Source organism: Mycobacterium cookii (assembly GCF_010727945.1).
Lineage (GTDB): Bacteria > Actinomycetota > Actinomycetes > Mycobacteriales > Mycobacteriaceae > Mycobacterium > Mycobacterium cookii.
Genome location: NZ_AP022569.1, coordinates 86,635 through 110,426 on the forward strand (window position 1 = coordinate 86,635; position 23,792 = coordinate 110,426).

The 23,792-nt window shown below is 66.1% G+C and carries 24 protein-coding genes; 11 read left to right on the forward strand and 13 right to left on the reverse strand.

Features of this window, described 5'->3' with window-relative positions; all coding sequences use genetic code 11:
• Positions 1–4: 4 nt before the first annotated feature.
• From G6N27_RS25640 to G6N27_RS00475, 9 genes are all read right to left on the reverse strand, one after another.
• Positions 5–124 (reverse strand): DUF6893 family small protein, encoded by a 120-nt coding sequence (locus G6N27_RS25640; protein WP_372513045.1) that lies wholly within the window; start codon positions 122–124, stop codon positions 5–7.
• Complete coding sequence (locus tag G6N27_RS00440) at positions 112–1,455, reverse strand: hypothetical protein (RefSeq protein ID WP_163774325.1); 1,344 nt, start codon at positions 1,453–1,455, stop codon at positions 112–114. The genes G6N27_RS25640 and G6N27_RS00440 overlap by 13 nt, the downstream gene beginning before the upstream one ends.
• Positions 1,452–2,102: a DUF6084 family protein gene (locus G6N27_RS00445; protein WP_163774328.1), complete on the reverse strand. Its 651-nt coding sequence runs from the start codon at positions 2,100–2,102 to the stop codon at positions 1,452–1,454. Before G6N27_RS00445 ends, G6N27_RS00440 begins: the two co-directional genes overlap by 4 nt.
• The gene (locus G6N27_RS00450) at positions 2,099–2,725 is read right to left on the reverse strand and encodes a DUF5947 family protein (protein WP_163774330.1); all 627 of its coding nucleotides are present in this window, start codon (positions 2,723–2,725) and stop codon (positions 2,099–2,101) included. Before G6N27_RS00450 ends, G6N27_RS00445 begins: the two co-directional genes overlap by 4 nt.
• Entirely contained in the window at positions 2,722–3,645 is a 924-nt protein-coding gene (locus tag G6N27_RS00455; protein ID WP_163774332.1) for a NifU family protein, read from the reverse strand. The genes G6N27_RS00450 and G6N27_RS00455 overlap by 4 nt, the downstream gene beginning before the upstream one ends.
• Before the next feature lie 3 nt (positions 3,646–3,648).
• Positions 3,649–5,448 (reverse strand): nickel-dependent hydrogenase large subunit, encoded by a 1,800-nt coding sequence (locus tag G6N27_RS00460; protein ID WP_163774334.1) that lies wholly within the window; start codon positions 5,446–5,448, stop codon positions 3,649–3,651.
• Between the two features lie 37 nt (positions 5,449–5,485).
• A complete protein-coding gene (locus G6N27_RS00465) occupies positions 5,486–6,541 on the reverse strand; it encodes an NADH-quinone oxidoreductase subunit B family protein (protein ID WP_163774335.1) in 1,056 nt (351 codons plus the stop codon).
• Positions 6,542–6,865: 324 nt separating this feature from the next.
• Entirely contained in the window at positions 6,866–7,636 is a 771-nt protein-coding gene (gene hypB, locus G6N27_RS00470) for a hydrogenase nickel incorporation protein HypB (protein WP_163774336.1), read from the reverse strand.
• Between the two features lie 12 nt (positions 7,637–7,648).
• Positions 7,649–7,984: a hydrogenase maturation nickel metallochaperone HypA gene (locus G6N27_RS00475; protein ID WP_163774338.1), complete on the reverse strand. Its 336-nt coding sequence runs from the start codon at positions 7,982–7,984 to the stop codon at positions 7,649–7,651.
• A 216-nt stretch (positions 7,985–8,200) separates the two neighbouring features.
• Between G6N27_RS00475 and G6N27_RS00480 the strand changes: the two genes are divergently transcribed.
• Positions 8,201–8,422, forward strand: coding sequence for a DUF6400 family protein (locus G6N27_RS00480; protein WP_232064813.1), 222 nt, complete (start codon positions 8,201–8,203; stop codon positions 8,420–8,422).
• On the forward strand, positions 8,409–8,642 hold the full coding sequence (locus G6N27_RS00485) for a hypothetical protein (protein ID WP_163774342.1): 234 nt from the start codon (positions 8,409–8,411) through the stop codon (positions 8,640–8,642). Before G6N27_RS00480 ends, G6N27_RS00485 begins: the two co-directional genes overlap by 14 nt.
• Positions 8,643–8,654: 12 nt before the next feature.
• On the opposite strand, the gene mtr is transcribed toward G6N27_RS00485, so the two are convergent.
• Entirely contained in the window at positions 8,655–10,037 is a 1,383-nt protein-coding gene (mtr, locus tag G6N27_RS00490) for a mycothione reductase (protein ID WP_163774344.1), read from the reverse strand.
• A gap of 11 nt (positions 10,038–10,048) precedes the next feature.
• Positions 10,049–11,068 (reverse strand): alpha/beta hydrolase, encoded by a 1,020-nt coding sequence (locus tag G6N27_RS00495; RefSeq protein ID WP_232064814.1) that lies wholly within the window; start codon positions 11,066–11,068, stop codon positions 10,049–10,051.
• Between the two features lie 162 nt (positions 11,069–11,230).
• Between G6N27_RS00495 and mqo the strand changes: the two genes are divergently transcribed.
• From mqo to G6N27_RS00520, 5 genes are all read left to right on the forward strand, one after another.
• A complete protein-coding gene (gene mqo / locus G6N27_RS00500; RefSeq protein WP_179963375.1) occupies positions 11,231–12,676 on the forward strand; it encodes a malate dehydrogenase (quinone) in 1,446 nt (481 codons plus the stop codon).
• Positions 12,673–13,191, forward strand: a complete 519-nt coding sequence (locus G6N27_RS00505; RefSeq protein WP_163774350.1) for a GNAT family N-acetyltransferase — start codon at positions 12,673–12,675, stop codon at positions 13,189–13,191. Before mqo ends, G6N27_RS00505 begins: the two co-directional genes overlap by 4 nt.
• Positions 13,188–14,399, forward strand: a complete 1,212-nt coding sequence (gene cobA, locus G6N27_RS00510; RefSeq protein WP_163774353.1) for a uroporphyrinogen-III C-methyltransferase — start codon at positions 13,188–13,190, stop codon at positions 14,397–14,399. The genes G6N27_RS00505 and cobA overlap by 4 nt, the downstream gene beginning before the upstream one ends.
• A gap of 105 nt (positions 14,400–14,504) precedes the next feature.
• Positions 14,505–16,019 carry an MFS transporter gene (locus G6N27_RS00515; protein WP_372513044.1) on the forward strand — a complete coding sequence of 505 codons (1,515 nt, stop codon included), beginning with the start codon at positions 14,505–14,507 and terminating at the stop codon, positions 16,017–16,019.
• 107 nt (positions 16,020–16,126) lie between these two features.
• Complete coding sequence (locus tag G6N27_RS00520; protein WP_163774357.1) at positions 16,127–17,875, forward strand: proline--tRNA ligase; 1,749 nt, start codon at positions 16,127–16,129, stop codon at positions 17,873–17,875.
• A gap of 7 nt (positions 17,876–17,882) precedes the next feature.
• Here G6N27_RS00520 and G6N27_RS00525 read toward each other — a convergent pair whose 3' ends face one another.
• Both G6N27_RS00525 and G6N27_RS00530 read right to left on the reverse strand, forming a co-directional pair.
• A complete protein-coding gene (locus G6N27_RS00525; protein WP_163774359.1) occupies positions 17,883–18,329 on the reverse strand; it encodes a ferritin-like domain-containing protein in 447 nt (148 codons plus the stop codon).
• Entirely contained in the window at positions 18,326–18,796 is a 471-nt protein-coding gene (locus tag G6N27_RS00530) for a hypothetical protein (RefSeq protein WP_276045073.1), read from the reverse strand. The genes G6N27_RS00525 and G6N27_RS00530 overlap by 4 nt, the downstream gene beginning before the upstream one ends.
• Before the next feature lie 221 nt (positions 18,797–19,017).
• On the opposite strand from G6N27_RS00530, the gene rimP reads away from it, so the two are divergent.
• The 4 genes from rimP to infB all read left to right on the forward strand — a co-directional run bounded on the left by rimP (position 19,018) and on the right by infB (position 23,790).
• Positions 19,018–19,557, forward strand: a complete 540-nt coding sequence (gene rimP, locus G6N27_RS00535) for a ribosome maturation factor RimP (RefSeq protein ID WP_163774361.1) — start codon at positions 19,018–19,020, stop codon at positions 19,555–19,557.
• The gene (gene nusA / locus G6N27_RS00540) at positions 19,554–20,597 is read left to right on the forward strand and encodes a transcription termination factor NusA (protein WP_163774363.1); all 1,044 of its coding nucleotides are present in this window, start codon (positions 19,554–19,556) and stop codon (positions 20,595–20,597) included. Before rimP ends, nusA begins: the two co-directional genes overlap by 4 nt.
• 173 nt (positions 20,598–20,770) lie before the next feature.
• Positions 20,771–21,025, forward strand: a complete 255-nt coding sequence (locus G6N27_RS00545; protein ID WP_332103100.1) for a DUF448 domain-containing protein — start codon at positions 20,771–20,773, stop codon at positions 21,023–21,025.
• A 77-nt stretch (positions 21,026–21,102) separates the two neighbouring features.
• Positions 21,103–23,790 carry a translation initiation factor IF-2 gene (gene infB, locus G6N27_RS00550; protein WP_163774365.1) on the forward strand — a complete coding sequence of 896 codons (2,688 nt, stop codon included), beginning with the start codon at positions 21,103–21,105 and terminating at the stop codon, positions 23,788–23,790.
• Positions 23,791–23,792 lie beyond the last annotated feature (2 nt).

The following is a 23,792-nucleotide window of genomic DNA, read 5'->3' on the forward strand; positions in this document are numbered from 1 at the left end:
GCCGTTACATGTGCCGGATCTTGAGATACCGCCGTGCATCTGGGAGGGATATCAGCCCTACCACGACTCCGGCCAGTGTGATCATCGCCAAGATGCCGATGAACACCCATCCTACGACCTCCATGTCGAACTCCCTTCTGTTGTGCTGGTTTCCAGTGGCTCGACTTCGTCGGGGGAGAAGTACAGATAGCGGCCGTACCACTCGTGCAGGTCGGCGGCCGGATCGTCTTCGACGACGACACCGACGTGTTGGTTGCCGTCGACGTCTTCGTGGATCGAGGTGACACGAGCTGTCTTCTCCGCGAAGAACAGGTCCTGCGCGTCGGCGCGGCGCGCCGGATGCAGACGCACGCGACTGCCCCGTGCGACTCGGACACCGTTCACCAACACGGCGTCGATGTCGGGTTGTACTGCGTTGTCGGCCAGCGGATCCCACCAGTCGACGCCGTCGGGTATCTCTGGAATGAGACCCGCGGGCTCACGTGGGTCACGCAGTGCGCCGTGCAGCCGCGTCATGGCCTCCGGGGACATCGACTCGCACCGGTCGATGATCTGTGCGGCCAGCGGATCGGTCGCCCGGGCCTGCGCCTTCTCGTCGTCGGTCATCGTCAGCACGCGCAGCGTGAGGATCTCGTCGATCTCGGTACAGTCGTATAAGGCGGTCTCGCTCTGCTCAGCGACCTCGGGGTGGTCGTACAGAATGATCGGGGAGATCAACAGCAGATCGGTACTACCGGGCGCACCGGCCAGCACCGGGAAGCAGCGATGCCGGCTGCATCGCGACACCGCGTCGCTCGCGGACGGTGGCGGCTCGAGGAGCGAAACAAACTCGCCGCCAATGGCTTCCGCGATGACATGGGTGCCGATCAGCGACCGCGCGATCGCATCGCCTTTGTCGACGGCGGCAGCGCCGGTGTTGGTGACGCATACCGATACACGATCCAACCCAGCGTCCGACTCCACCCGTACCGTCAATGTGGCGTTCACCTCCTGCCGCTGCCGAACCAGTCGACCGCCTTCGACCGGTTCGATAACGGTTGCTGCCGGGGCGGATAACGACAGCGTCCATGCTTCGGCCGCACCGTCGAACGCAACAGGGCCGAAGGACTCTTCAATCTCGACGGCCTCGTCCCACGTCAGCCACGAACCGGTCGGTGTGATCAGCTCGTCGACGGGTTCGTAGCGCCCGCCGCCGGCGTCGCGCTCGGCGCGGCGGTGCTGGAGTTGCAGGAAACGCACCGTCAAGGTGATCGCCCGCGCTCCGTCGACGAGAAACTGCGCTGCGATGGTGTCGTCCTCGCCGATCCCTGCCGCGGCCGCGCCGGCAGGACTCACAACGCCCCACTGCCAACGTGATTGGTTCCGGCACGACGACGCGCGGTACGGGTAGAGCAGGTAGCCCTCGTAGAGCACGGCGTCGGCGACGGCGCGGGCCCGGTCCCAGTTCGCGGTCATCGAACCTCCTCGCGAGCCTGGGCCAGCAGCTCCGTCACAGCGTCGTCGAGACCCAGGTGTCCGCGGGCGGATTTATAAGCGCTCAGTGCGGCCAGGGTGTCGTGGCCCAACCGCAGCCAGCCGCTGTTCGGGTAGTGCTGGCCGATCAGATCCCGCCACACCGACACCGCCATGTCGTAGCGGTCCTCGCAGTCCCACGGTATCTGCTGGACCGAGAATCCGTGCTGGCCCGCCGTGAAAATCGTTCCGTTGAACAAGAACTGGAGTGGGATCGACCCGGACCGCAACGCGTGCAGATACTTGGCCGCCGTGACCTCGAAGTCGTAGGTGCACTCCAACCGCAGCACGGCCTCGGTGGTGTCGGTGAAGCCCGGGACCATCGCCGCGCAATGCTGCCAGAGAAACGTGTGCTGCGTGGTTGCCCAGCGTTCCCGCGGCCCGAACAGATCGGTCAATGCAGCGGCCTCGTCGTCGGAATAGCCGCGTCGCAACGGGTCGATGCGAATCTGGCAGCGTAAGGCGATCGCATGCACCGGCTCGTCGCCGGCTACCGAGACGCCGATGCGTGCGGTCAGCGTCGGGGTGACGGCATACGGCTCGGGCGTCACGTCGATGACGGTGAAAGAGGTGCCTGGGCCAGTCGTCATAGACGCCGCTCCTCGCTGCGTTCGGCCAGGGCGGCAAAGAAGTTGTCGATGTATTCGCGTGCGTCCTGGCCTCCGTCGAAGCCGCGCCACAGCATCCGCAGCCCCCCGACGAATTCGTAGCAGGCGTCGATCGGGACCAGGAAGCACACGGGTTGTTCGTCGGGGCTCACTCGCACCAGCAGCGCCTCGACGTCGTCGGTGAGCAGCCCTACCCGAGGGTCGGCCGCGCTGATCGCGTTCCAGGCCGCGAGGTCCAGTTCGGATTCGGTTGCCCCTGCCGGCCCCGGGTAGAACGCGACCGTGCGATCCAGCGCCGAGTTGCGAAAGAAGAAGGCCAGGCCGACCGGGATCTGCAGCCCTTCCCAGCTGAGTCGATCCAGCGCGAAGTCGGGAAAAGACAGGTAGCGGTCCGGAACCGCGCGGTAGCGCAGCTGCGCGTGGCTGTCGGTGAACAACAGATAGCAGCCCCGACACACGCACATGAGTTGTCGTGCAGCCACATTCACCACATGCTGGTGCTCTTCGGCGATGGCCTCGGAACACATTTCGCATCGTTCACCCATCGGTTGCGGCGCGCGCCGATTGCCGGTGATGCGGGTCAGGACGTCGTACGGGGTGCTCATGCCGACGCCCCCATCGGCTCGGCGGGCACGGCTAGCGACAGCACGCCGTCGCGCAACAGCAGCGGGATGGGATCGAGGTGATGCGCGTCGTCGTCGAGCCCGGCCCCGGCGTGCACGACGTCGAAGTGGGCGCGACAGCGCGGACACCGCAGCACCGGATCCCCACCCGCGAGTCGCCGGTGCAGCGCCGCGCCCGCCAGCGATCCGTCGCAGGCGGGGCAGTGGTCACGGTAGGCGTACAACTCGTCGCCGACCCGGCAGGCCAGCACCACGACGCCGCCGACCGCGAAGCCGCCGACTTCGCCGGGAGCCAGGTCGGCCAGGTCGGGCACTGGGTGCCAGGCGGCCCCGCCGCTGGGCTGCCCACGGGAATGAAGTTGAGCCAGCAGCGAATCCGCGGGGATCACCGCCGACGTGGTGTCGGGCGTGACCAGTTCGATCGACGAAATCTCCGGCGCGGCGGCCCGAATCGCGTCTTCGACAGCAAGCTCCAGCGTCACCGCCGATGACGGGCAGCTCTGACAACTGCCGGCGAACTCCAGTCGCACGGTCTCACCGACAATGTCGAGCAGGTGCACATCGCCGCCATGCGAGCCCAGATAGGGCCGGACCTGGTCGAGTGCATCGCCAACCCGGCGATGTACGTCGTGCGGGTGCAGGCCGTGCACGAGCAGCAGGCTGGCCACCAAGTCGTCGGCGACCAGACGGTCCAGCATGCCGGAGTCGGTCTGATCAGCGATGGTGCTTACGACCCGGGCCAGACCCGCCCCGTAGAGGTCGACTACTTCGCGGACCAACTGCTCGGCGCGCTCCCGTGCCGCCGCCCCGCCGGTCGACGTCGCGTCCAACAGCGTCTGGATCCGATCACCCGCCGAGCGCCACTGTGCTTCCCCCGCCAACTCCTCAGGGCGATCAGCCATGCATCACTCCCCGGTTGCCGCTTGCGTCGGTGAATGCAGCCGTTCCAGCGTTTTGCCCTTGCCCAGATACATGTGCACACCACAGGGCAGACAGGGGTCGAAGCTGCGCACCGTGCGCATGATGTCGATGCCCTTGAAGTGTTCCCGGTCGTTCTCCTCGAAGATCGGCTGCCCCTGCACCGCGTCCTCGTACGGTCCCGGCGTGCCAAAGCTGTCGCGCGGGTTGGCATTCCACGGGGTAGGCGGGTACGGGTGGTAGTTGGCGATCTTGCCGTCCCGGATGACCATGTGGTGGCTCAGCACTCCGCGCACAGCCTCGGTGAATCCGCACCCGATACCGTCCTTGGGTACGTCGAACTTCTCCCACGTCTTGGTACGCCCGGCGCGGATCTCCGCCAACGCTTTCTCGGCGAAGTGCAGTGCGCATGCGGCGGCGTAGGCCTGGAAGTACGTCCTGGCCCGGTCACGCTCGATCGTGTTGCTGCCGTGCTCGGGAATCTTCCACTCGAATTCGACCGGCCCCTTGAGCACGGTCTTGGGCAGGTTGATCTGCACCGAATGGCCGGTCGCCTTGACGTAGCCGATGTCGACCAGGCCTGCCAACGCGGTCGACCACAGCCGGGCCAGCGGCCCGCCGCCGGTGTCCAGGGCCAGGTGATCCTTGCCGTCGAACCAGCGCGGCGACATCACCCAGCTGTACTTGCCGCCGTCCATTTCCCGCTTCTGCGGATGGGGGTTGGTGTGCTGGTTCCATGGATGCCGCCGGTCCACCGGATTACCCAGCGGATCGGTCTTGACGAACATCTCCTGCTCGGTCCAGTCGTCGTAATACGAACTACCCAAAAGGATCCGGATGCCGAGGTTGATGTCGACCAGCGAATGGGTGACGAGCTTGCCGTCGACGACCACGCCCGGGGTGACGAACATGGCGTTACCCCAGCGCTCCATGTCCTTGTACTCGAAGTTGCACACGTCGGGGTCTTGGAACGAACCCCAGCAGCCGAGCAGCGTGCGGCGCAGGCCGACCTTCTCGTAGCCGGGCAGCGCCTCGTAGAAGAAGTCGAAGAGATCGTCGTGCATGGGCACGACCTTCTTCATGAACTCGACGTAGCGCATCAGCCGCGTCATGTAGTCGGTCATCAGCTGAATGGTCGCGACGGTGCCGACCCCGCCGGGGTACAGCGTGGACGGGTGTACGTGGCGACCTTCCATGAGACAGAACATCTCTCGCGTCCACCGGCTGACTGCGAGCGCCTCACGATAGAACTCCCCGCTGAACGGGTTCAGCGATCGCATGATGTCGGCGATGGTCTTGTACCCGTGTTCGCCGGCGTGCGGGGCAGCGGTGTTCTCGGCTTTGGCCAGCACACCCGGATTGGTCTCGGCGACCATCTTCTCGCAGAAGTCCACGCCGACCAGGTTCTCCTGAAAGATGTTGTGGTCGAACATGTATTCCGCGGCTTCGCCGAGGTTGACAATCCATTCACCCAGATGCGGCGGTTTGACCCCGTAAGCCATGTTCTGCGCATAGCACGAACAGGTGGCGTGATTGTCTCCGCAAATACCGCAGATTCGGCTGGTGATGAAGTGCGCGTCGCGCGGATCTTTGCCCTTCATGAAAATCGAGTAGCCGCGGAAGATCGACGACGTGCTGTGACACTCGACCACCTCGCGGTTTTCGAAGTCGATCTTGGTGTAGATGCCGAGGCTGCCCACGATCCGGGTAATCGGATCCCAGGCCATTTCGACTAATTGGCCGGGCTCGCGCTTCGCGTGAGACGGCTGGGGGATGATCGTTGTCATCGAACTTGGCTCCCTAGCTTGGAATTGAGATCACGCTTCACCATGTGCGGCGTGCGCCGGTCGTGAGTGTGTCGCCCTTGTGCCGCCAGCGCGGCTCCTTGTCCAGAGTGCGGTTGGTAATGCCGCGCAGGCTGCGGATCACCGAGCCGTACAGCCCCGATGCGGTAGTGGAGACCTTGCCGCCCGGCGGCTCGTCCATGAACGGCATGAACTTGTCCGGGAACCCGGGCATGGTGCATCCGATGCAGATCCCACCGACGTTCGGGCAGCCGCCGATGCCGTTGATCCAGCCTCGCTTGGGTACGTTGCATTTGACGACTGGGCCCCAGCAGCCAAGTTTGACAATGCATTTCGGTGATCCGTACTCGGTGGCGAAGTCGCCCTGCTCGTAGTAGCCGGCCCGGTCGCACCCTTCGTGCACCGTGTTGCCGAACAACCACTGTGGGCGCAGCGCGTCGTCGAGTGGGATCATCGGCGCTTGCCCGGTGGCCATGTAGAGCAGATACGTGAGTGTTTCCGACAGGTTGTCGGGGTGGATCGGGCACCCCGGGACGCAGACGATCGGGATCCCGGCCTTGCTCTTCCACTCCCAGCCGAGGTAATCGGGTACGCCCATCGCGCCGGTCGGGTTACCGGCCATCGCGTGGATGCCGCCGTAGGTGGCGCAGGTCCCCACCGCGACCACCGCCGTCGCTTTCGGGGTGAGCCGGTCGAGCCACTCACTGGTCGTCATCGGCTGTCCGGTGGCCGGGTCGTTCCCGAAACCGCACCAATACCCCTCGTTCTTGATCGCCTCGTTGGGAATCGAACCTTCCACGACGAGCACGAACGGCTCGAGCTCACCGCGGTCGGCCTTGAAGAACCACTCGAGGAAATCGTCGGCCCCGCCGGTGGGGCCGCACTCGAAGTCGATCAGCGGCCAGTGCACGGCGACTTTGGGCAGACCGGGGAGTGCGCCCAGCGCAATCTCCTCGATACTGGGTTGGGTGGCGGCAGTCAGCGCCACAGAATCGCCATCGCAACTGAGGCCCGCATTGATCCACAGCACGTGGATCAAGGTTTCTTCTGCTTTGACTGCTGCTTCCGTTGGCATAGCGCAGCTTTCCGGGCCCGGGCTAAGGTCCCTGGCACCGCGGGAGTCGACGATCGGCCCGCTTACGCGGCGCGTGGTTCTGGGTTTACTCTCGCCGAACTTGCTTGTCAACGAAAGTTCTGGCAAATCCGGAGACTCTGTACGGGATTCCGGATTCCGGTCTGATTCCGTTCAGCCCCGGCGTATTGTCAGCCCTTGTCGGCCGGCTCTGGTACGAGGCCATGAGCAGCAGTCGCAGCGTCTTGCAAATCAGTTGCATCTGTTGGGGTTCAACCGATTACCGGCCGAATAGCAGTTTGTGCTCCGGAAAGCGTCTGTCGCCTATCAGGTCGCTGCGCGTGCCATGAACTGGCGCAGCCAGTCGAACCACTCGGTCATGCCGACACCGGTGCGGGCACTGATTGGCAAAATCTTCGTCGTCGCATTCACCTCACGCACCCGGGCGATGTACGAGTCGACGTCGGCATCCAGATACGGCACCAGGTCGATTTTGTTGAGCAGCACCACGTCGACCGCGCGGAACATCACCGGGTATTTCAGCGGTTTGTCGTCACCTTCGGTGACCGAATACACCATCGCTTTGGCATGTTCACCGACGTCAAACTCGGCCGGGCACACCAGGTTTCCGACGTTTTCGATGATCACCAGGTCGAGGTCGGCCAGATCCAGTCCTTGCAGCGCGCGGTTGACCATGGGTGCGTCGAGGTGACATTCGCCGCCGAATCCGTTACCGGTGTTCAGCAGGGATATCTGGGCGCCTCTGCCGCCGAGCTTGGCGGCATCGAGGTCGGTGGCGATGTCGCCCTCGATCACCCCGAGGCCGATGTCGCCGGCGAATTCGTCGAGCGTGGCTTGCAGCACGGTCGTCTTACCGGAACCTGGTGAACTCATCAGGTTGATTGCCCGAACGCCGTTGTCGTTGAATGCTTTTCGGTTGTAATCGGCGCGAACGTCGTTCTCGGCGAAGATCGCCTCGAGCACGTCGATGCGCTGGGTGCCGGTGTGGTAGCCGCTGTGATCGCCGTGGTCATGAGGGTGATCGCCGTGATCGTGGGTATGCGTCGTGCCGTCGTCGTGCCGATGGAATCTACCCATGCCCGATACCTTTCACGAGACATCCAACGACGTCACCAGAAACTCGTCGCCGCGCAGCACCTTGACGTCAGCGCTGCCGCAGTGCGCACACAGCAACGACCATTGCGACGTGATCGTCGACTCTCGCCCGCAGCCGCGGCAGCTCACCTCGGCGGTGACGAATTCGAGCTCCAACTCCGCTTCGGGCATGTCCTCGTAGTCGCGGACGAGCGTCCAGCAAAATGACAGCGACTCGGGAACAACCTGCCGCAGCGCGCCGATCCGGACGCGCACCACGTCCACGTGCCGACCGTCGGCATACGGCCGGACCACTCCGGCGATCGCCTCACACAGCGACAACTCATGCACGGCCGAACACCGTCATGAGTGTGGAGCCTTGCCATGTGAGCGGCCCATGAGCTCAGTTCTACACCGCGAGGGGTCGCCGAGGGAGCCAACACTGTGACCCATCTCAACCGCGGATTGTGACCGACGACATTGCCGGCCGCGACGTGCATGGCTGACCCTGACGTCTCTATCGGTATTCCGTGCAGAAAGAGATGTGCAGTGGGGGAGCCTGACCGCTTGACATTCGCGTACGACCTCACCCTTGACGAAGCGCGCCGGCGTGCCGCCGTCCTCGAGGCGATCGGACCGGACTGGGACCCGGTGGCGGTGCTGGCCGAGGAGCAGCGCGCATCCGCGATGCTCTACTCCAACCTCGACGACGAACAGCAGAAGATCTACGACGAGCTGGTGGCTGCCGGGGTGCTTCCAGACCAGGTGGCGGGCCGTGTTTCCGATTGATCCGACCGCCGACCGGGCTCGCCGCGCCTGGTTCAACTGCCCGCAATGCACCTCCGGCATCGGCTGCGGCGACTGCCGGCGCAACCGGAATTGTGACGTGCACTGGCAATATTTGCTCAGCAATCAGGGCTGGCTGCTGCACCTGCAGTGCCCTGGGTGTGGTCACCTGTGGTCGCACGACAGCAAACCGGACGCGGCATCGGCGTCCGGCGCCGCCTGACGCGTCGCGCCGTCAGTCAGACAATCCCAGCAAAGCGTTTTCGACGACTTCCGGCAGCGCCGGGTGGATCCAGTACTGGCCGCGCGCAATCTCCGCCGCGGGCAGGCCAAAGGTCATCGCCTGAATCAACGGCTGAATGATCGACGAGGCCTGCTGTCCCATGATGTGCGCGCCGAGCAGTCGGCCGGTCGCGGTGTCCGCGACGAGTTTGACGATGCCGGTGGTGTCTTCGGTGGCCCAGCCGTAGGCGACGTCGGCGTAGTCCTGAATCTTGCAGGACACATCGAAACCCTGTGCGACAGCCTCGTTCTCGGTCAACCCGATGTAGGCGATCTGCGGATCGGTGAACACCGCAGCGGGCACGTAGCGGTGATCGGTGGCCACCATCGTTTCGGTGTCGTCCCAATCGCACAGCAGATTCCGCTGTACTACTCGCGCTTCGTGATTCGCGACGTGCTTGAGCTCGTAGGGCGACGACACATCGCCGAGTGCGAATACGTTTCGGGCGGTGGTTCGTTGGTACTCGTCGACGACGACCTGCCGGTCGTCGAGCTCGATACCGGCTTTTTCGGCATCCAGCTGATCGCCGTTGGAGCGTCGACCGGTGGCCACCAGCACGGCGTCGGCCTGCAGTTCCGAGCCGTCGTCGAGTTCCAGCACGATGCCGGAGCGGTTCTCGTGTGAGCCGAGGATGTTGCGGTGGCTGCGCACTTCCCATTTGCTCGACGCGATACGGGTGAACCGCCGCGACAGGGTGTCGTCCAAGTGGCGTAGCAGCGAGCCGCCGCGGATGACCATCGTGATCCGCACACCGAGCGAGGAGAAGATGTGCGCGAATTCGCATGCCACGAAGCCGCCGCCGACGATCACCAGGTGTTTCGGCAGTTCCGGCAGTCGCATGATGTCGTTGCTGGTGTAGTAGCGCACGCCGCAATCCAGGATTGCGGGCGGAATCACCGGCCGCGCGCCCGCGGCGATCACCACCTTTTCAGCGGTGAATTCGTCACCGTCGTCGGTGCGCAGCAGATAGCGGCCGTCGTCCTGTACCGCGGCGAACCGGGTGTGCCGGTCGTAGACGTCGACGTTGGGTTGGGCGCGCCGGTAATCCTCACCGCCGATCGCGATCGGGTCGATGCGGCCGAACACACGCGAGACGATGTCGTCCCAGCGCACCCGGTCGATGTGCGCGTCGATGCCGTACCGCGCTGCGTTGCGGACCGTTTCGGCGACTTCGGCGGCGTAGACGAACATCTTGGTCGGAATGCAGCCGACGTTGAGACACGTCCCGCCGAAGGTTCCCTGCTCGCAGATCGCCACTCGCTTCTTCGCGTAGCGGTCATCGAGAATGCTGTTGCCGGAACCGGTTCCGATGATCGCGAGGTCGTAGCTTTCCATCGGGTAGCCCTTCAGCCGTTTTGGGATGCGACGTCGGAAGCCGCGCCGAGGTAGTCGTCCAGCCAGGTATCTAGCTGCTGATAGGCGACCTTCCGCGGTTGCGGCATCGACAAGAACACATCGTGCTTGGCGTCGGCTACCGGAACGATGGTGGTGCGGTTGCCGATGCAACCGGCCCACCGCGCGATGTGCTTGACGTCGAGCACCGCGTCACCGCATTGCAGGGCAACGGCGTCTTCGGACTCGGTCACGCTGCGATCTGAACGCAGGATCAGGTTGGGCACGCCCACGTCGAGGCCGCGATGCAGCCGTGCCTGCCCGCGTCGCACCGCTGACAGCCAACCGAACGTTATGGGGAAGCCGCCCAACGGTTTCCACTGCAGGTTGTAGTCGAACTCGCCGTGGTAGTCGCGGTGCAGGCTGGCGCCGTAGCCACCGCCACCCTCGTTGGGGGAGCGGGCGACTCGTTTGTCGCCGAACCAGGCGACCGTGCCGATCACCGCAGCGGTCGCCGTCCACCGCAGCGCCATCGGGCCGGGCAGATCCAGGAAGGGGCTGTTCAGCACCAGACCGGCCACGCCCATGCTCGCGATAGTGCCGCGGCGGCGCATCCGGTCCAGCCATAGCGAGACGATCAGCCCACCGGCGGAATGGCCGTACACCAGCACCCGTGCCGAACCGGTCTCCTGACCGATGATCTGTAGTGCGCGTTCGAGCTCGGTGTCGTAGCGCGCCAGATCAGTGGTGAAATGCGGAGTCTGCCCCTCGCGCGACGAGCGCCCGCATTTGCGTAGGTCCAGCGCGTAAAAGGCGATCCCGCGGCTGTCGAAGTGATCGGCCAGCGCCGTGTGGAAGAAGTAATCGGTGTAGCCGTGCACGGCCAGGACGGCGTGGTCGGCGCCTCCGGCGCCATCAGCACTGCCGCGGCGCAACAGCGTGGCGTCGATGGCGCCCTCGCCGTCGGGGTCGTCGCCCAGCGGCATGTTGAGTTGCCAGTAGCCGGGCAGGACGTCGGGCTGCCAGCCAATCACGCCCGCCAGCTTACAAACCTCGCAGATCAGCGACCCGGATCCGGCCGGGATAACCTGACGATCGGTACTCACCACTCGATCGCAGAGGACGACAGCTCGGTGTCAGACCCGCAGGCAGGGACAGCCCCAGAGGTCGATGCCGTGCTGGTCGGGACCGGAATCATGAGCGCGACGCTGTGCGCGCTGTTGCGGCGGCTCCAGCCGGACTGGTCGATCACGGTCGTCGAGCGGCTCGACGGCGCTGCGGCGGAAAGCAGCGACCCGTGGAACAACGCCGGCACCGGACACGCCGGGCTGTGCGAACTGTTCTACACGCCGGAACTCACTGACGGCTCGATCGACATCACCAAGGCGGTGCGCGTCAACGAGCAATTCCAAGTCACCCGGCAGTTTTGGGCCTACGCCGCCGAGAGCGGCATGGTGTCCGATGTGCCCGGTTTCCTGAATTCGGTGCCGCACGTCAGCTTCGTGCAGGGCGCGCGGCGCGTCGACTACTTGCGCCGCCGACGCGCCGCACTGGCCGGAAACCTGCTGTTCGCCGGTTCCGAATGGATCGACGACGCCGACGAATTCGCTCGCCGGCTGCCGTACATGGCCGTCGGGCGGGACTTTCGTGAACCGATCGCGCTCAACTGGGCTGACGACGGCACCGACGTCGACTTCGGCGCGCTGTCCAGACAGCTGATCGGCTACGGCGTGCGCAACGGCGTCGCGGTGTTGTTCGGTCACGAGGTCAGCAACCTGTCCCGTCAACGCGACGGCACTTGGACGCTGACGATCCGCAATCGCCGCACAGCCGAAAGCCGCAAGCTGACAGCGAGATTCGTGTTCGTCGGCGCGGGCGGGCAGGCGCTGCCGTTGTTGCAGAAGTCCGGCATCACTGAAGCCAGGGGTTTCGGCGGCTTCCCGGTCGGCGGGCGATTCCTGCGCAGCGCCAATTCCGCGATTGTCGGCCAACACCGCGCCAAGGTGTACGGACTACCGGCGCCGGGCGCACCGGGCATGACCGCGGCCCACCTGGACACCCGAATCGTCAACAACAAGTCCTGGTTGTCGTTCGGCCCGTTTGCCGGGTGGTCACCGAAGTTCCTCAAGCACGGGCGCTCCAGCGACCTGGCGCGCTCGGTGACACCTGGCAACCTGACGACCGTGCTCGGAGCGGGCGTCAGCCAACTGGAGCTCGTGCGCTATCTGGTGGGCCAGCTCGGGCTGTCGCAGCCTGCCCGGGTGCGAACGCTGCGTGAATTCGCCCCCAGCGCAGTCGATTCCGATTGGGAGCTGACGACGGCCGGTCAGCGGGTCCAGGTCATCCGGCGGGACAGGCGTAGAGGTGGCGTGCTCGAATTCGACACCACCGTGCTCGCTGCGGCCGACGGCAGCATCGCCGGCCTGCTCGGGGCGTCACCGGGTGCCTCGACGGCGGTGTCGGCGATGCTCGGCGTGCTGCAACGGTGCTTTCCCGCGCGATACCAGGGCTGGCTGCCCACGCTGAAGGAGATGGTGCCGTCGCTGGGCGTCACCTTGTCCGACGAGCCGGCTCTGGCCGACGAACTGCGGACATGGACCGCCAAGGCCCTGCAGCTTGGACCGGGAGGTAACCGATCATGAGTGTCGCTCTGCATCGCTCGTGGGCGAAAGACCTTGACGTGCCAACGCTTTACGCGTTGCTCCAATTGCGGGTCGAGGTGTTCGTTGTCGAGCAGGCAATCCCGTATCCCGAGCTCGACGGTCGCGACCTGCTGGCCGAAACGCGGCACTTCTGGCTGGAAACACCCGACGGTGAGGTGATCTGCACGCTGCGGTTGATGGAGGAGCATGCGGGCGGTCGCAAGGCGTTTCGGCTCGGGCGGCTGTGCACCAAGCGCAGCGCCCGCGGCGAGGGGCACACCACCCGGCTGCTGCGCGCGGCGTTGGCCGAAGTCGGCGACTACCCGTGCCGGATCGATGCTCAGGTATATCTGGCAGACATGTACGCACAGCACGGGTTCGTCCGGGACGGCGACGATTTCGTCGACGACGGCGTGCCGCACGTGCCGATGCTTCGGTCGCACGGTCCGCCTCCTCCGCAGGCGGCTGCACCGCCTGCATCGTCGGCGGACGGCTCACACGGTCCGCAGCCATGACCACGCCGGAGAACGCCTACCTGGTAGGCCTGCGGCTGACCGGGAAGAAAGTCGTCATGGTCGGGGGCGGCAGTGTTGCTCAGCGGCGGCTCCCGTTACTCATCGCCAGCGGCGCGGATATCCACGTCATCGCCCGCAGCGCGACCCCCGCGGTCGAGGCGATGAGCCAAATCACCTTGTCGCTGCGCGACTATCGCGACGGTGACCTGGCGGGAGCGTGGTATGCGATCGCCGCCACCGACGACGCGCAGGTGAACGCGGCAGTGGTGGCCGAGGCCGAGCGAAACCGGATCTTCTGTGTCCGCGCCGATATCGCCGTCGAGGGCAGCGCGGTGACCCCGGCGTCGTTCGAATACGCGGGGCTGTCGGTCGGTGTGCTGGCCGGCGGCGAACATCGGCGCTCGGCGGCCATCCGCTCCGCGATCCGCGAGGCGTTGCAGCGAGGGGTTATCTCCTCAGAAAGGTTTGACAACAGCGACGTGGTGCGCGGCGGCGTGGCGCTGGTCGGGGGAGGGCCGGGCGATCCGGAACTGATCACCGTGCGGGGCCGGCGTCTGCTCGCGCAGGCCGACGTCGTCGTCGCTGATCGGCTGGCCCCGCCGGAACTGCTCGCCGAATTACCGCCGAGCGTCGAGGTGATCGACGCTGCCAAGATCCCGTACGGCCGGTCGATGGCCCAGGACGCCATCAATGCGGTGATGATCGAGCGGGCCAAAGCCGGACAGTTCGTGGTCCGCCTCAAAGGTGGCGACCCGTTCGTGTTCGCCCGCGGCTATGAAGAGGTGGCGGCCTGTGTCGACGCCGGAGTCCCTGTGACGGTAGTGCCTGGTGTGACAAGCGCCATAGCGGTCCCCGCGTCGGCCGGCGTTCCCGTTACCCACCGCTCGATCAACCACGAATTTGTCGTGGTCAGCGGCCACGTCGCGCCGGGACACCCCGAATCGTTAGTGAATTGGGATGCATTAGCAGCAATGACCGGAACCATTGTTTTGCTGATGGCAGTGGAACGCATCGAACTATTCGCCGACGTCCTGCTAAAAGGCGGCCGACCTGCGGATACGCCGGTGCTAATCGTTCAGCAGGGGACTACGGCGGCTCAACATAGTTTGCGGGCGACGTTGGCGGACGCGCCGGAGAAAGTTCGTGCGGAGGGTATTCGACCTCCAGCGATCATTGTGATCGGCTCAGTGGCGGCTTTCGGGATTTAAAAGATCCCTAAGATTACTGTAGGGTAAGTTCTTATGACGGCTCTCAACGATGCAGAGCGGGCTGTCCAACGTTGGACAACTGAACCCTCAAAGCGAGAAGTTCACATGCCGCCAGTGCACCCAGAAAAGACCGCCGTAACTACGACCGCCAAGGCTACGACTTGGCTACCGACGCGGCGGTTCTTCGCCGCTGTCATCGCTATCGCCGGCATGCAGCTGATGGCGACGATGGACGGAACCATCGCGATCGTCGCGCTTCCCAAGATCCAGAATGAGCTGGCCCTCTCTGACGCCGGTCGCAGCTGGGTCATCACCGCCTATGTCCTTACTTTCGGCGGTCTGATGCTGCTCGGTGGCCGCCTCGGCGACACCATCGGCCGCAAGCGGACGTTCATCGTCGGTGTCACGCTCTTCACCATCGCGTCGGCGCTGTGCGGTATCGCCTGGGACGAGGTCACGCTGGTGATCGCCCGGCTGCTGCAGGGTGTGGGCGCCGCCATCGCTGCGCCGACCGGCCTGGCCCTGGTCGCCACGACGTTCGCCAAGGGGCCGGCGCGCAACGCCGCGACCGCGGTGTTCGGCGCGATGACCGGCATCGGGTCGGTGATGGGCCTGGTCGTCGGCGGAGCGCTCACCGAGGTGTCCTGGCGGCTGGCTTTCCTGGTGAACGTGCCGATCGGGCTGGTGATGATCTACCTGGCCCGCACGACGCTGCGCGAGACGAGTCGCGAGCGGATGAAGCTGGATGCGGCCGGCGCTGTGCTGGCCACCCTGGGGTGCACCGCAGCGGTGTTCGCCTTCTCGGTGGGGCCGGAAGCGGGCTGGGTGTCGTTCACAACGATCGGCTCGGCTGCGGTCGGGATCGTCGCCTTCATCGCCTTCGCCGTCGTGGAACGTACAGCCGAGAACCCCGTCGTGCCGTTCAATCTGTTCTTCGACCGCAACCGGCTGGCCACTTTCGTGGCGATCTTCATGGCAGGTGGCGTGCTGTTCACCGTGACCGTGCTGGTCGCCATCTACGTGCAGGACATCATGGGGTACAGCGCCCTGCGCGCCGGTCTCGGCTTCATCCCGTTCGCCATCGCTATGGGCATCGGCCTGGGTGGCTCCTCGCAGCTGGTGTCGCGCTTCCAACCCCGCGTCGTGGTCATCGCCGGCGGAACGCTGGTGGTGGGCGCAATGGTCTACGGATCGACGTTCAACGGCGCCATGCCGTACTTCCCGAACCTGATCGTTCCGGTCGTCATCGCGGGTATCGGCATCGGCATGATCGTCGTGCCGGTCGCTTTGTCGGCGATCGCGGGTGTCGGCTTCGACCAGATCGGTCCGACATCGGCGATCGCGCTGATGCTGCAGAACCTGGGCGGCCCGGTGGTGCTCGCAGTCATCCAGGCCGTCATCACGTCGCGCACTCTTTACCTGGGCGGCACTAACGGTCCGGTCAAGTACATGAGCAAGGCCCAACTGCACGCCCTGGATCACGGCTACACCTACGGGCTGCTGTGGGTGGCCGGCGTCGCCCTCCTCGTCGGCGTGGTGTCGCTGTTCATCGGCTACAGCGCCGAACAGGTCGCGCACGCCCAGGAAGTCAAGGACGCCATCGACGCCGGCGAGCTCTAGGCTCGGCGCGTCTCGTCAGACAGAAGCCACGGCTGTAATCCTTCGCGGATCGCAGCCGTGGTTGCTGTTTGGCAGACAACAATCCTCCACCGTTAGGCTTGCCCGCTGTGATCACCCGGATGTCCGAGCTGTTCCTGCGCACGCTGCGCGACGACCCAGCCGAAGCCGAAGTCGCCAGTCACAAGCTGTTGATCCGCGCCGGCTACATCCGGCCGATCGCGCCGGGCCTCTACAGCTGGTTGCCGCTCGGGCTGCGGGTGCTGCGCAACATCGAGCGCGTCGTGCGCGAAGAGATGAACGCCATTGGCGGACAGGAGATCCTGTTCCCGGCTCTGCTGCCGCGTGCGCCCTACGAGACCACCAACCGGTGGACCGAGTACGGCGACGGCATTTTTCGGGTCAAGGATCGCCGCGACAACGACTATCTACTGGCGCCGACCCACGAGGAAGTCTTCACCTTGACGGTGAAGGGGGAGTACAGCTCCTATAAGGACTTTCCGCTGGCGCTGTACCAGATCCAGACCAAGTACCGGGACGAGGCGCGACCTCGGGCCGGCCTGCTGCGGGTCCGCGAGTTCGTGATGAAGGACTCCTACACCTTCGACATCGACGACGCCGGGCTCAAAAGCGCCTACCACGCACACCGGGAGGCCTACCAACGGATCTTCAGCCGGCTGGCGGTCCGCTACGTCATCGTGTCCGCGGTATCCGGCGCGATGGGCGGCTCGGCGTCCGAGGAGTTTCTGGCCGAGAGCCCGGTCGGCGAGGACACGTATGTCCGGTGCCTGCAGTCCGGCTACGCCGCGAACGTCGAGGCCGTCGTCACCGCGCGCCCGGAGACCCTGCCCACCGACGGACTGGCCGATGCCGTCGTGCACGACACCGGGGACACCCCGACGATTGCGACGCTGGTCGAGTGGGCCAACGGCGCCAACCTGGGTCGCGCCGTCACCGCCGCCGACACCCTGAAGAACGTCCTGCTCAAAGTCCGCCAGCCGGACGGTGATTGGGAGCTGCTGGGTATCGGTGTGCCTGGCGATCGGGAGGTCGACGACAAGCGGCTGGGCGCCGCACTCGACCCGGCCGAATATGCGCTGCTCGACGACGCCGACTTCGCCAAGTACCCCTTCCTGGTGAAGGGGTACATCGGCCCGAAAGCTCTGCTGGACAACGGTGTTCGCTACCTGGTCGACCCGCGGATCGTGGACGGTACCAGCTGGATCACCGGCGCCGACGAACTTGGCAAGCATGTCGTCGGGCTGGTCGCCGGTCGCGACTTCACCGCCGACGGCACCATCGAGGCCGCCGAAGTGCGCGACGGAGATCCGTCGCCCGACGGTGCCGGGCCACTGGTCGCCGCCCGTGGAATCGAGGTCGGCCACATCTTCCAGCTCGGCCGCAAGTACACCGATGCCTTCGCTGTGGACGTGCTCGGCGAGGACGGCAAACCGGTGCGGCTCACCATGGGTTCCTACGGCCTCGGGGTGTCGCGGCTGGTGGCGGTCATCGCCGAGCAGCATCACGACGAGCTCGGGCTGCGATGGCCGTCCGAGGTGTCGCCGTTCGACGTGCACCTGGTGATCGCAAACAAGGATGCCGAGGCGCGCGCCGGGGCCATAACGCTGGCCGGCGATCTGGACCGGCTGGGCATCGAGGTGCTGCTCGACGATCGTCAGGCGTCGCCCGGGGTGAAGTTCAAGGACGCCGAGCTGCTCGGTGTGCCGTGGATCGTGGTGGTCGGCCGCGGTTGGGCCGATGGCACCGTCGAGTTGCGCGACCGGTTCAGCGGCGAGACGCGGGAGCTCGCCACGGGCGCCGGACTGGCCACCGGCATCACCGCCGCGATCGCCGGCTAGCGCGGCGCTAGTCGGCGCCGGGGAAGGCTGTGGTGATCGGCCAGCTGCCGAGCGTCTGCTTCCAGCGAGCGCACAACACCGCGCTCTGGGTCAGCGCCGTCACGGCGAATGTGCGGTCGTCGGCGTTTTGCGCCTGCTCGAGGACCGCACGCCAGGCCACCTCGGTGTCCTTCTCCATCTGCACCGCCAGTTGCCCCGCGTCGGTCGGACTGTTGACCGGCATCGGCAGCTGGTATCCCGCAGCGGCCACCGGGGCCGTGACGGAGCGGCCGGACAGCATCGCGACGAGCTGATCGCGACGTTGCCGATGCTGATTCAGCGCGAACGACACCAGGCTGTTCACCTCGGGCTGGCAGTGCGCGGAAACGATGCCGTAGCCGTAGATGACGGCGTGCTCGTTGCTCAGCGCCGCGGACAGCGCGGTGTTCGACGGTGACGGCTCGACGGACGTCATGAGGCCGTCGCCTCGGACGCCAGCGCGACGCTGTACGACGCCGTGCACGCCGCTGCGATGGAGCCGAGCAGCCCGGCTCGGTAGCCCGACGACGTGGTCGCCAGCCGGCTGGCGCTTTCGGCCGACGCTTTCAGCGAATTGACCACGTCGGCCAGCGGCGGTGGGGCCGCCGCGGCGCGGCTGGTCGTCGGCGTCGTGGTCGGCGCGGAGGTCGACGTCGGGTTGACGGCCAGCCGTGCGATCTCGGTCGTCAGGGCCTGGGCGTGCTTGGCACGTTCGGCGGCGACTTCGGTGAGAGCCGCGCCGAGCTGCTGCGGCGCACCCACCGCGGCCGCGTTCGCCAGTTCGCTGTCGCGCTGCGCCAACGTCAATTGCCCTTCGAGTTCGTCGACGCCAGGCGGTGCGGGCGGGGAACTGCACGCCGTCGCCGCGACCCCGAACACGGCCAGTGCGATACCTCCGGTCAACACACGTCGCCTGGTGACGGTCGTCCGGAAACCAGGATCTGGGGGCGGCACAGCAACATCCTGCCATTGCGCTCGAAGCACGCTGGAACGGCGGCTGACCTCGCTGTGATCACGTCTTGCAGCCGTTTCCTGGCGTATCGTTGAAAGCTGGTTCTTTCGAGGCGCTGAATTCGGCACTCGCTGGGCCGCCTGACCGGACAACTCAAGATGAGGAGCTCGCCGTGGCCACCGGGCTACCGTCACAGACGCAGGTGATCGAGCTGCTCGATGGCGAATTCGCACGCGCGGGCTACGAAATCGAGGGCGTCCTCATCGACGGGCGGGTCGACCCCCCGCGAATTACGGTGATCGCCGACGGCGACACAGCACTTGATCTGGACACCGTCGCCGCGCTCTCGCGTTCGGCGTCGAGCTTGCTGGACGCGGTGAACAGCATCGAGGGCCGCTACGTCCTGGAAGTCAGTTCGCCCGGGGTGGACCGACCGCTGACCAGCGAGAAGCACTTTCGTCGTGCCCGGGGTCGCAAGGTCGAGCTGGCCTTGACCGACGGGACTCAGCTCATCGGTCGCGTCGGTGAAACGCGCGACGGGACGCTGAGCCTGGTGCTGCGCGACGATAAGGCCCGGGACTGGACGACGCGCACGATACCGCTCGGTGAGATCGTGAAAGCTGTTGTGCAGGTTGAGTTCTCGAATCCACCGAAGCGGGAGCTGGAGCTGGCGACGGTTGATCGGAGTGCTGAGGCGGAGGGCTGCGCATGAACATCGACATGGCCGCTCTGCACACGATCGTCGCGGAACGCGGGATCTCGTTCGACGACCTTCTCGAGGACGTCAAGGCCGCGGTGCTGAGCGCATATCGGCACACCGAGGGACACCAGCCGGACGCTCACATCGACATCGACCGCAAATCGGGTTCGGTCAAAGTACTGGCTCGCGAACTCGACGAGGACGGCAACGTGCTCAGCGAGTGGGAGGACACCCCGGAGGGCTTCGGCCGGATCGCCGCCACCACCGCTCGGCAGGTGATGTTGCAGCGGCTGCGCGACGCCGAGAACGAGCGCACCTACGGCGAGTTCTCCACCCATGAAGGCGAAATCGTCGGCGGTGTGATCCAGCGCGACAGCAGGGCCAACTCGCGAGGTTTGGTCGTCGTGCGGATGGGCAGTGAGACCAAGGGATCCGAGGGTGTCATCCCCGCTGCTGAACAGGTCCCCGGCGAAGCCTACGAACATGGCGACCGGCTGCGCTGCTACGTGGTGGGAGTGAGCCGCGGTGCCCGCGAGCCGGTGATCACGCTGTCGCGCACCCACCCCAACCTGGTGCGCAAGCTGTTCTCGCTGGAAGTCCCCGAGATCGCCGACGGGTCGGTGGAGATCGTGGCGGTGGCACGCGAGGCTGGTCATCGCTCGAAGATCGCGGTGGCCTCGCGAGTGCCCGGGCTGAACGCGAAGGGCGCCTGCATCGGGCCGATGGGCCAACGGGTGCGCAACGTGATGAGCGAGTTGTCCGGGGAGAAGATCGACATCATCGACTTCGACGAGGATCCGGCCCGCTTCGTCGCCAATGCGCTGTCGCCGGCCAAGGTGGTGTCGGTAACCGTCATCGACCAGAACGCGCGCGCCGCGCGGGTGGTGGTGCCCGATTTCCAGCTGTCGCTGGCCATCGGCAAAGAGGGCCAGAACGCGCGGCTGGCAGCCCGGCTCACCGGATGGCGGATCGACATTCGCGGGGATTCGCCCGACGGGGAGACCGATGACCATCGGCACGGCACCACTGAAGGTCTGGCGCACGAAGGCTAGCCATCGGACTAGGTGTGCGGGTGGTTCTGAGCATCGCTTGAGTGCAGGTAAACTGAGCCGTGATCCAGCGCGAGACTTCGGCCTCGGCCCATCGACGCACCGAAGGACCGGTGCGGACGTGTGTCGGATGCCGAAAGCGAGAGTTGGCCGCCGAACTGCTCCGAGTGGTAGCTGTGTCGACCGGGAACGGCAATCACGCCGTGACCGTTGACCAAGCGGGTACTCTGCCGGGGCGGGGTGCATGGTTGCATCCCGTTCCACAGTGCGCCACAGAAGCAATCCGGCGGCGAGCATTCGCTCGAGCGCTGCGCATCAGCGGTGCACCGGATACAACAGCGGTCGTCGAGCACTTAGAGTTCCTAGGAGCCTCTGGGCGCCCGACACACCAGCCGACAGAACAGGCAGCAAAGAACATGAGCACACCGTGAAGTCCCGATGACCATGCGTCATAGCTAAACCCGAGGCGCGGCCGACCACCGCTGTCGCCTCTTAGACAGGAGATGTAGTGGCAGGCAAGGCCCGCGTGCACGAGTTGGCTAAGGAACTCGGTGTAACCAGCAAGGAAGTTCTCGCCCGGCTAGGCGAACAGGGCGAATTCGTCAAATCCGCATCGTCGACGGTAGAGGCGCCAGTCGCCCGTCGGCTGCGTGAGTCATTCGGCGGCGGCAAGCCTGCGCCGGAGAAAACCTCCGGCAACGGCGCGGCGGCCGCAAAGCCCGCCGCCAAGAGTGCGGCCCCGGCGGCCAAGCCGGCCGCCCCCAAACCGGCCGCACCCCCGGCTCCCGAACCGGCCGCTCCACCACCGGCCCCGGCGCCCGAACAGCCGCAGGCCGGTGCGGCACCCAGCCCGGCACGTCCCGGACCCACGCCCGGCCCGCGCCCGGCGGCCCCCAAGCCGGCCGCGCGCACCCCACGGGTGGGCAACAACCCGTTCTCGTCGGCGCAGCCCGTCGAACGCCCCGCCATGCCGCGTCCGCAAGCGCCGCGTCCTGGTGCTCCTCGTCCCGGCGGCGCCTCACCAGGCAACATGCCGCCGCGTCCGGCCGCAGCCGGTCGCCCGCCGCGTCCCGGTGGTCCCCGTCCCGGTGGCCCCGGCGGTCGGCCGGGCGGCGCTCCCGCGGGCGGACGCCCGGGCGGTGGCGGTGGCGGCGGTAACTACCGCGGCGGTGGCGGTGGCGGTGGCGGCGGAGTCGGTGCCCCTCCCGGCGGTGGTGGCGGCGGTTTCCGCGGTCGTCCCGGCGGCGGCGGTGGTGGACGGCCAGGCCAGCGCGGCGGCGCTGCCGGTGCCTTCGGCCGCCCCGGCGGTGCACCGCGGCGTGGTCGCAAGTCGAAACGGGCGAAACGCGCTGAATACGAGAACATGCAGGCGCCGGTCGTCGGTGGCGTGCGGTTGCCGCACGGCAACGGCGAGACCATCCGGCTGGCCCGCGGTGCATCGCTGTCGGACTTCGCCGAGAAGATCGACGCCAACCCGGCCTCGCTGGTGCAGGCGTTGTTCAACCTCGGCGAGATGGTGACCGCCACTCAGTCGGTTGGTGACGAGACGCTCGAACTGCTGGGCAGCGAGATGAATTACGTCGTCCAGGTCGTCAGCCCCGAGGACGAGGACCGCGAGCTGCTGGAGTCCTTCGACCTGACCTACGGCGAGGACGAAGGCGGCGAGGAGGACCTCGAACAGCGTCCGCCGGTGGTGACCGTGATGGGTCACGTCGACCACGGTAAAACCCGCCTGCTGGACACCATCCGTAATGCCAGCGTCCGCGAGGGCGAGGCCGGCGGCATCACCCAGCACATCGGTGCCTACCAGGTGGGCGTCGATTTCGAGGGCAGCGAGCGGCTGATCACCTTCATCGACACCCCGGGTCACGAGGCGTTCACCGCCATGCGTGCCCGCGGTGCCAAGGCCACCGACATCGCGATCCTGGTGGTCGCCGCCGACGACGGCGTCATGCCGCAGACGGTGGAGGCGATCAACCACGCCCAAGCGGCCGACGTGCCAATTGTGGTGGCGGTCAACAAGATTGACAAAGAGGGCGCCGACCCGGCCAAGATCCGGGCTCAGCTCACCGAATACGGTTTGGTGGCAGAGGATTTCGGTGGCGACACGATGTTCGTCGACATCTCCGCGAAGGCCGGCACCAATATCGAGGCACTGGAAGAGGCGGTGCTGCTGACCGCCGACGCCGCCCTGGACCTGCGGGCCAACCCCGACATGGAAGCCCAGGGTGTGGCCATCGAAGCGCACCTCGACCGCGGTCGCGGTCCTGTGGCCACCGTGCTGATCCAGCGCGGCACGCTGCGGGTCGGCGACTCGATCGTCGCAGGCGACGCGTATGGCCGCGTTCGACGGATGGTCGACGAGCACGGTGAGGACGTCCACGAGGCCCTGCCCTCGCGGCCGGTCCAGGTCATCGGCTTCACGTCGGTGCCCGGCGCCGGTGACAACCTGCTCGTTGTCGACGAGGACCGGATCGCCCGCCAGATCGCCGATCGCCGCAGCGCCCGCAAGCGCAACGCGCTGGCGGCACGTTCTCGCAAGCGCATCAGCCTGGACGATCTGGATGCCGCGCTCAAGGAGACCAGTCAGCTGAACCTGATCCTCAAGGGCGACAACTCCGGAACCGTCGAGGCTCTGGAGGAAGCCCTGCTGGGTATCGAGATCGACGACGAGGTGGAACTGCGCGTCATCGACCGCGGTGTCGGTGGCGTCACCGAGACCAACGTCAACCTGGCGTCGGCATCGGACGCGATCATCATCGGGTTCAACGTCCGTGCGGAGGGCAAGGCCACCGAGCTGGCCAACCGCGAGGGCGTCGACATCCGCTACTACTCGGTCATCTACCAGGCGATCGACGAGATCCAGAGTGCGCTGAAGGGCATGCTCAAGCCGATCTACGAGGAGAACCAGCTGGGCCTCGCCGAGATTCGCGCGCTGTTCCGGTCGTCGAAGGTCGGCATCATCGCCGGTTGCCTGGTCACCTCCGGCGTGATGCGCCGCAACGCCAAGGCCCGGTTGCTGCGGGACAACATCGTGGTGGCCGAGAACCTCACGGTGTCCTCGCTGCGACGGGAGAAGGACGATGTCACCGAGGTCCGCGACGGTTACGAATGCGGTCTGACGTTGACATACTCCGACCTCAAAGAGGGCGACGTCATCGAGACCTACGAGCTCGTCGAGAAGGAACGCTCCTGACC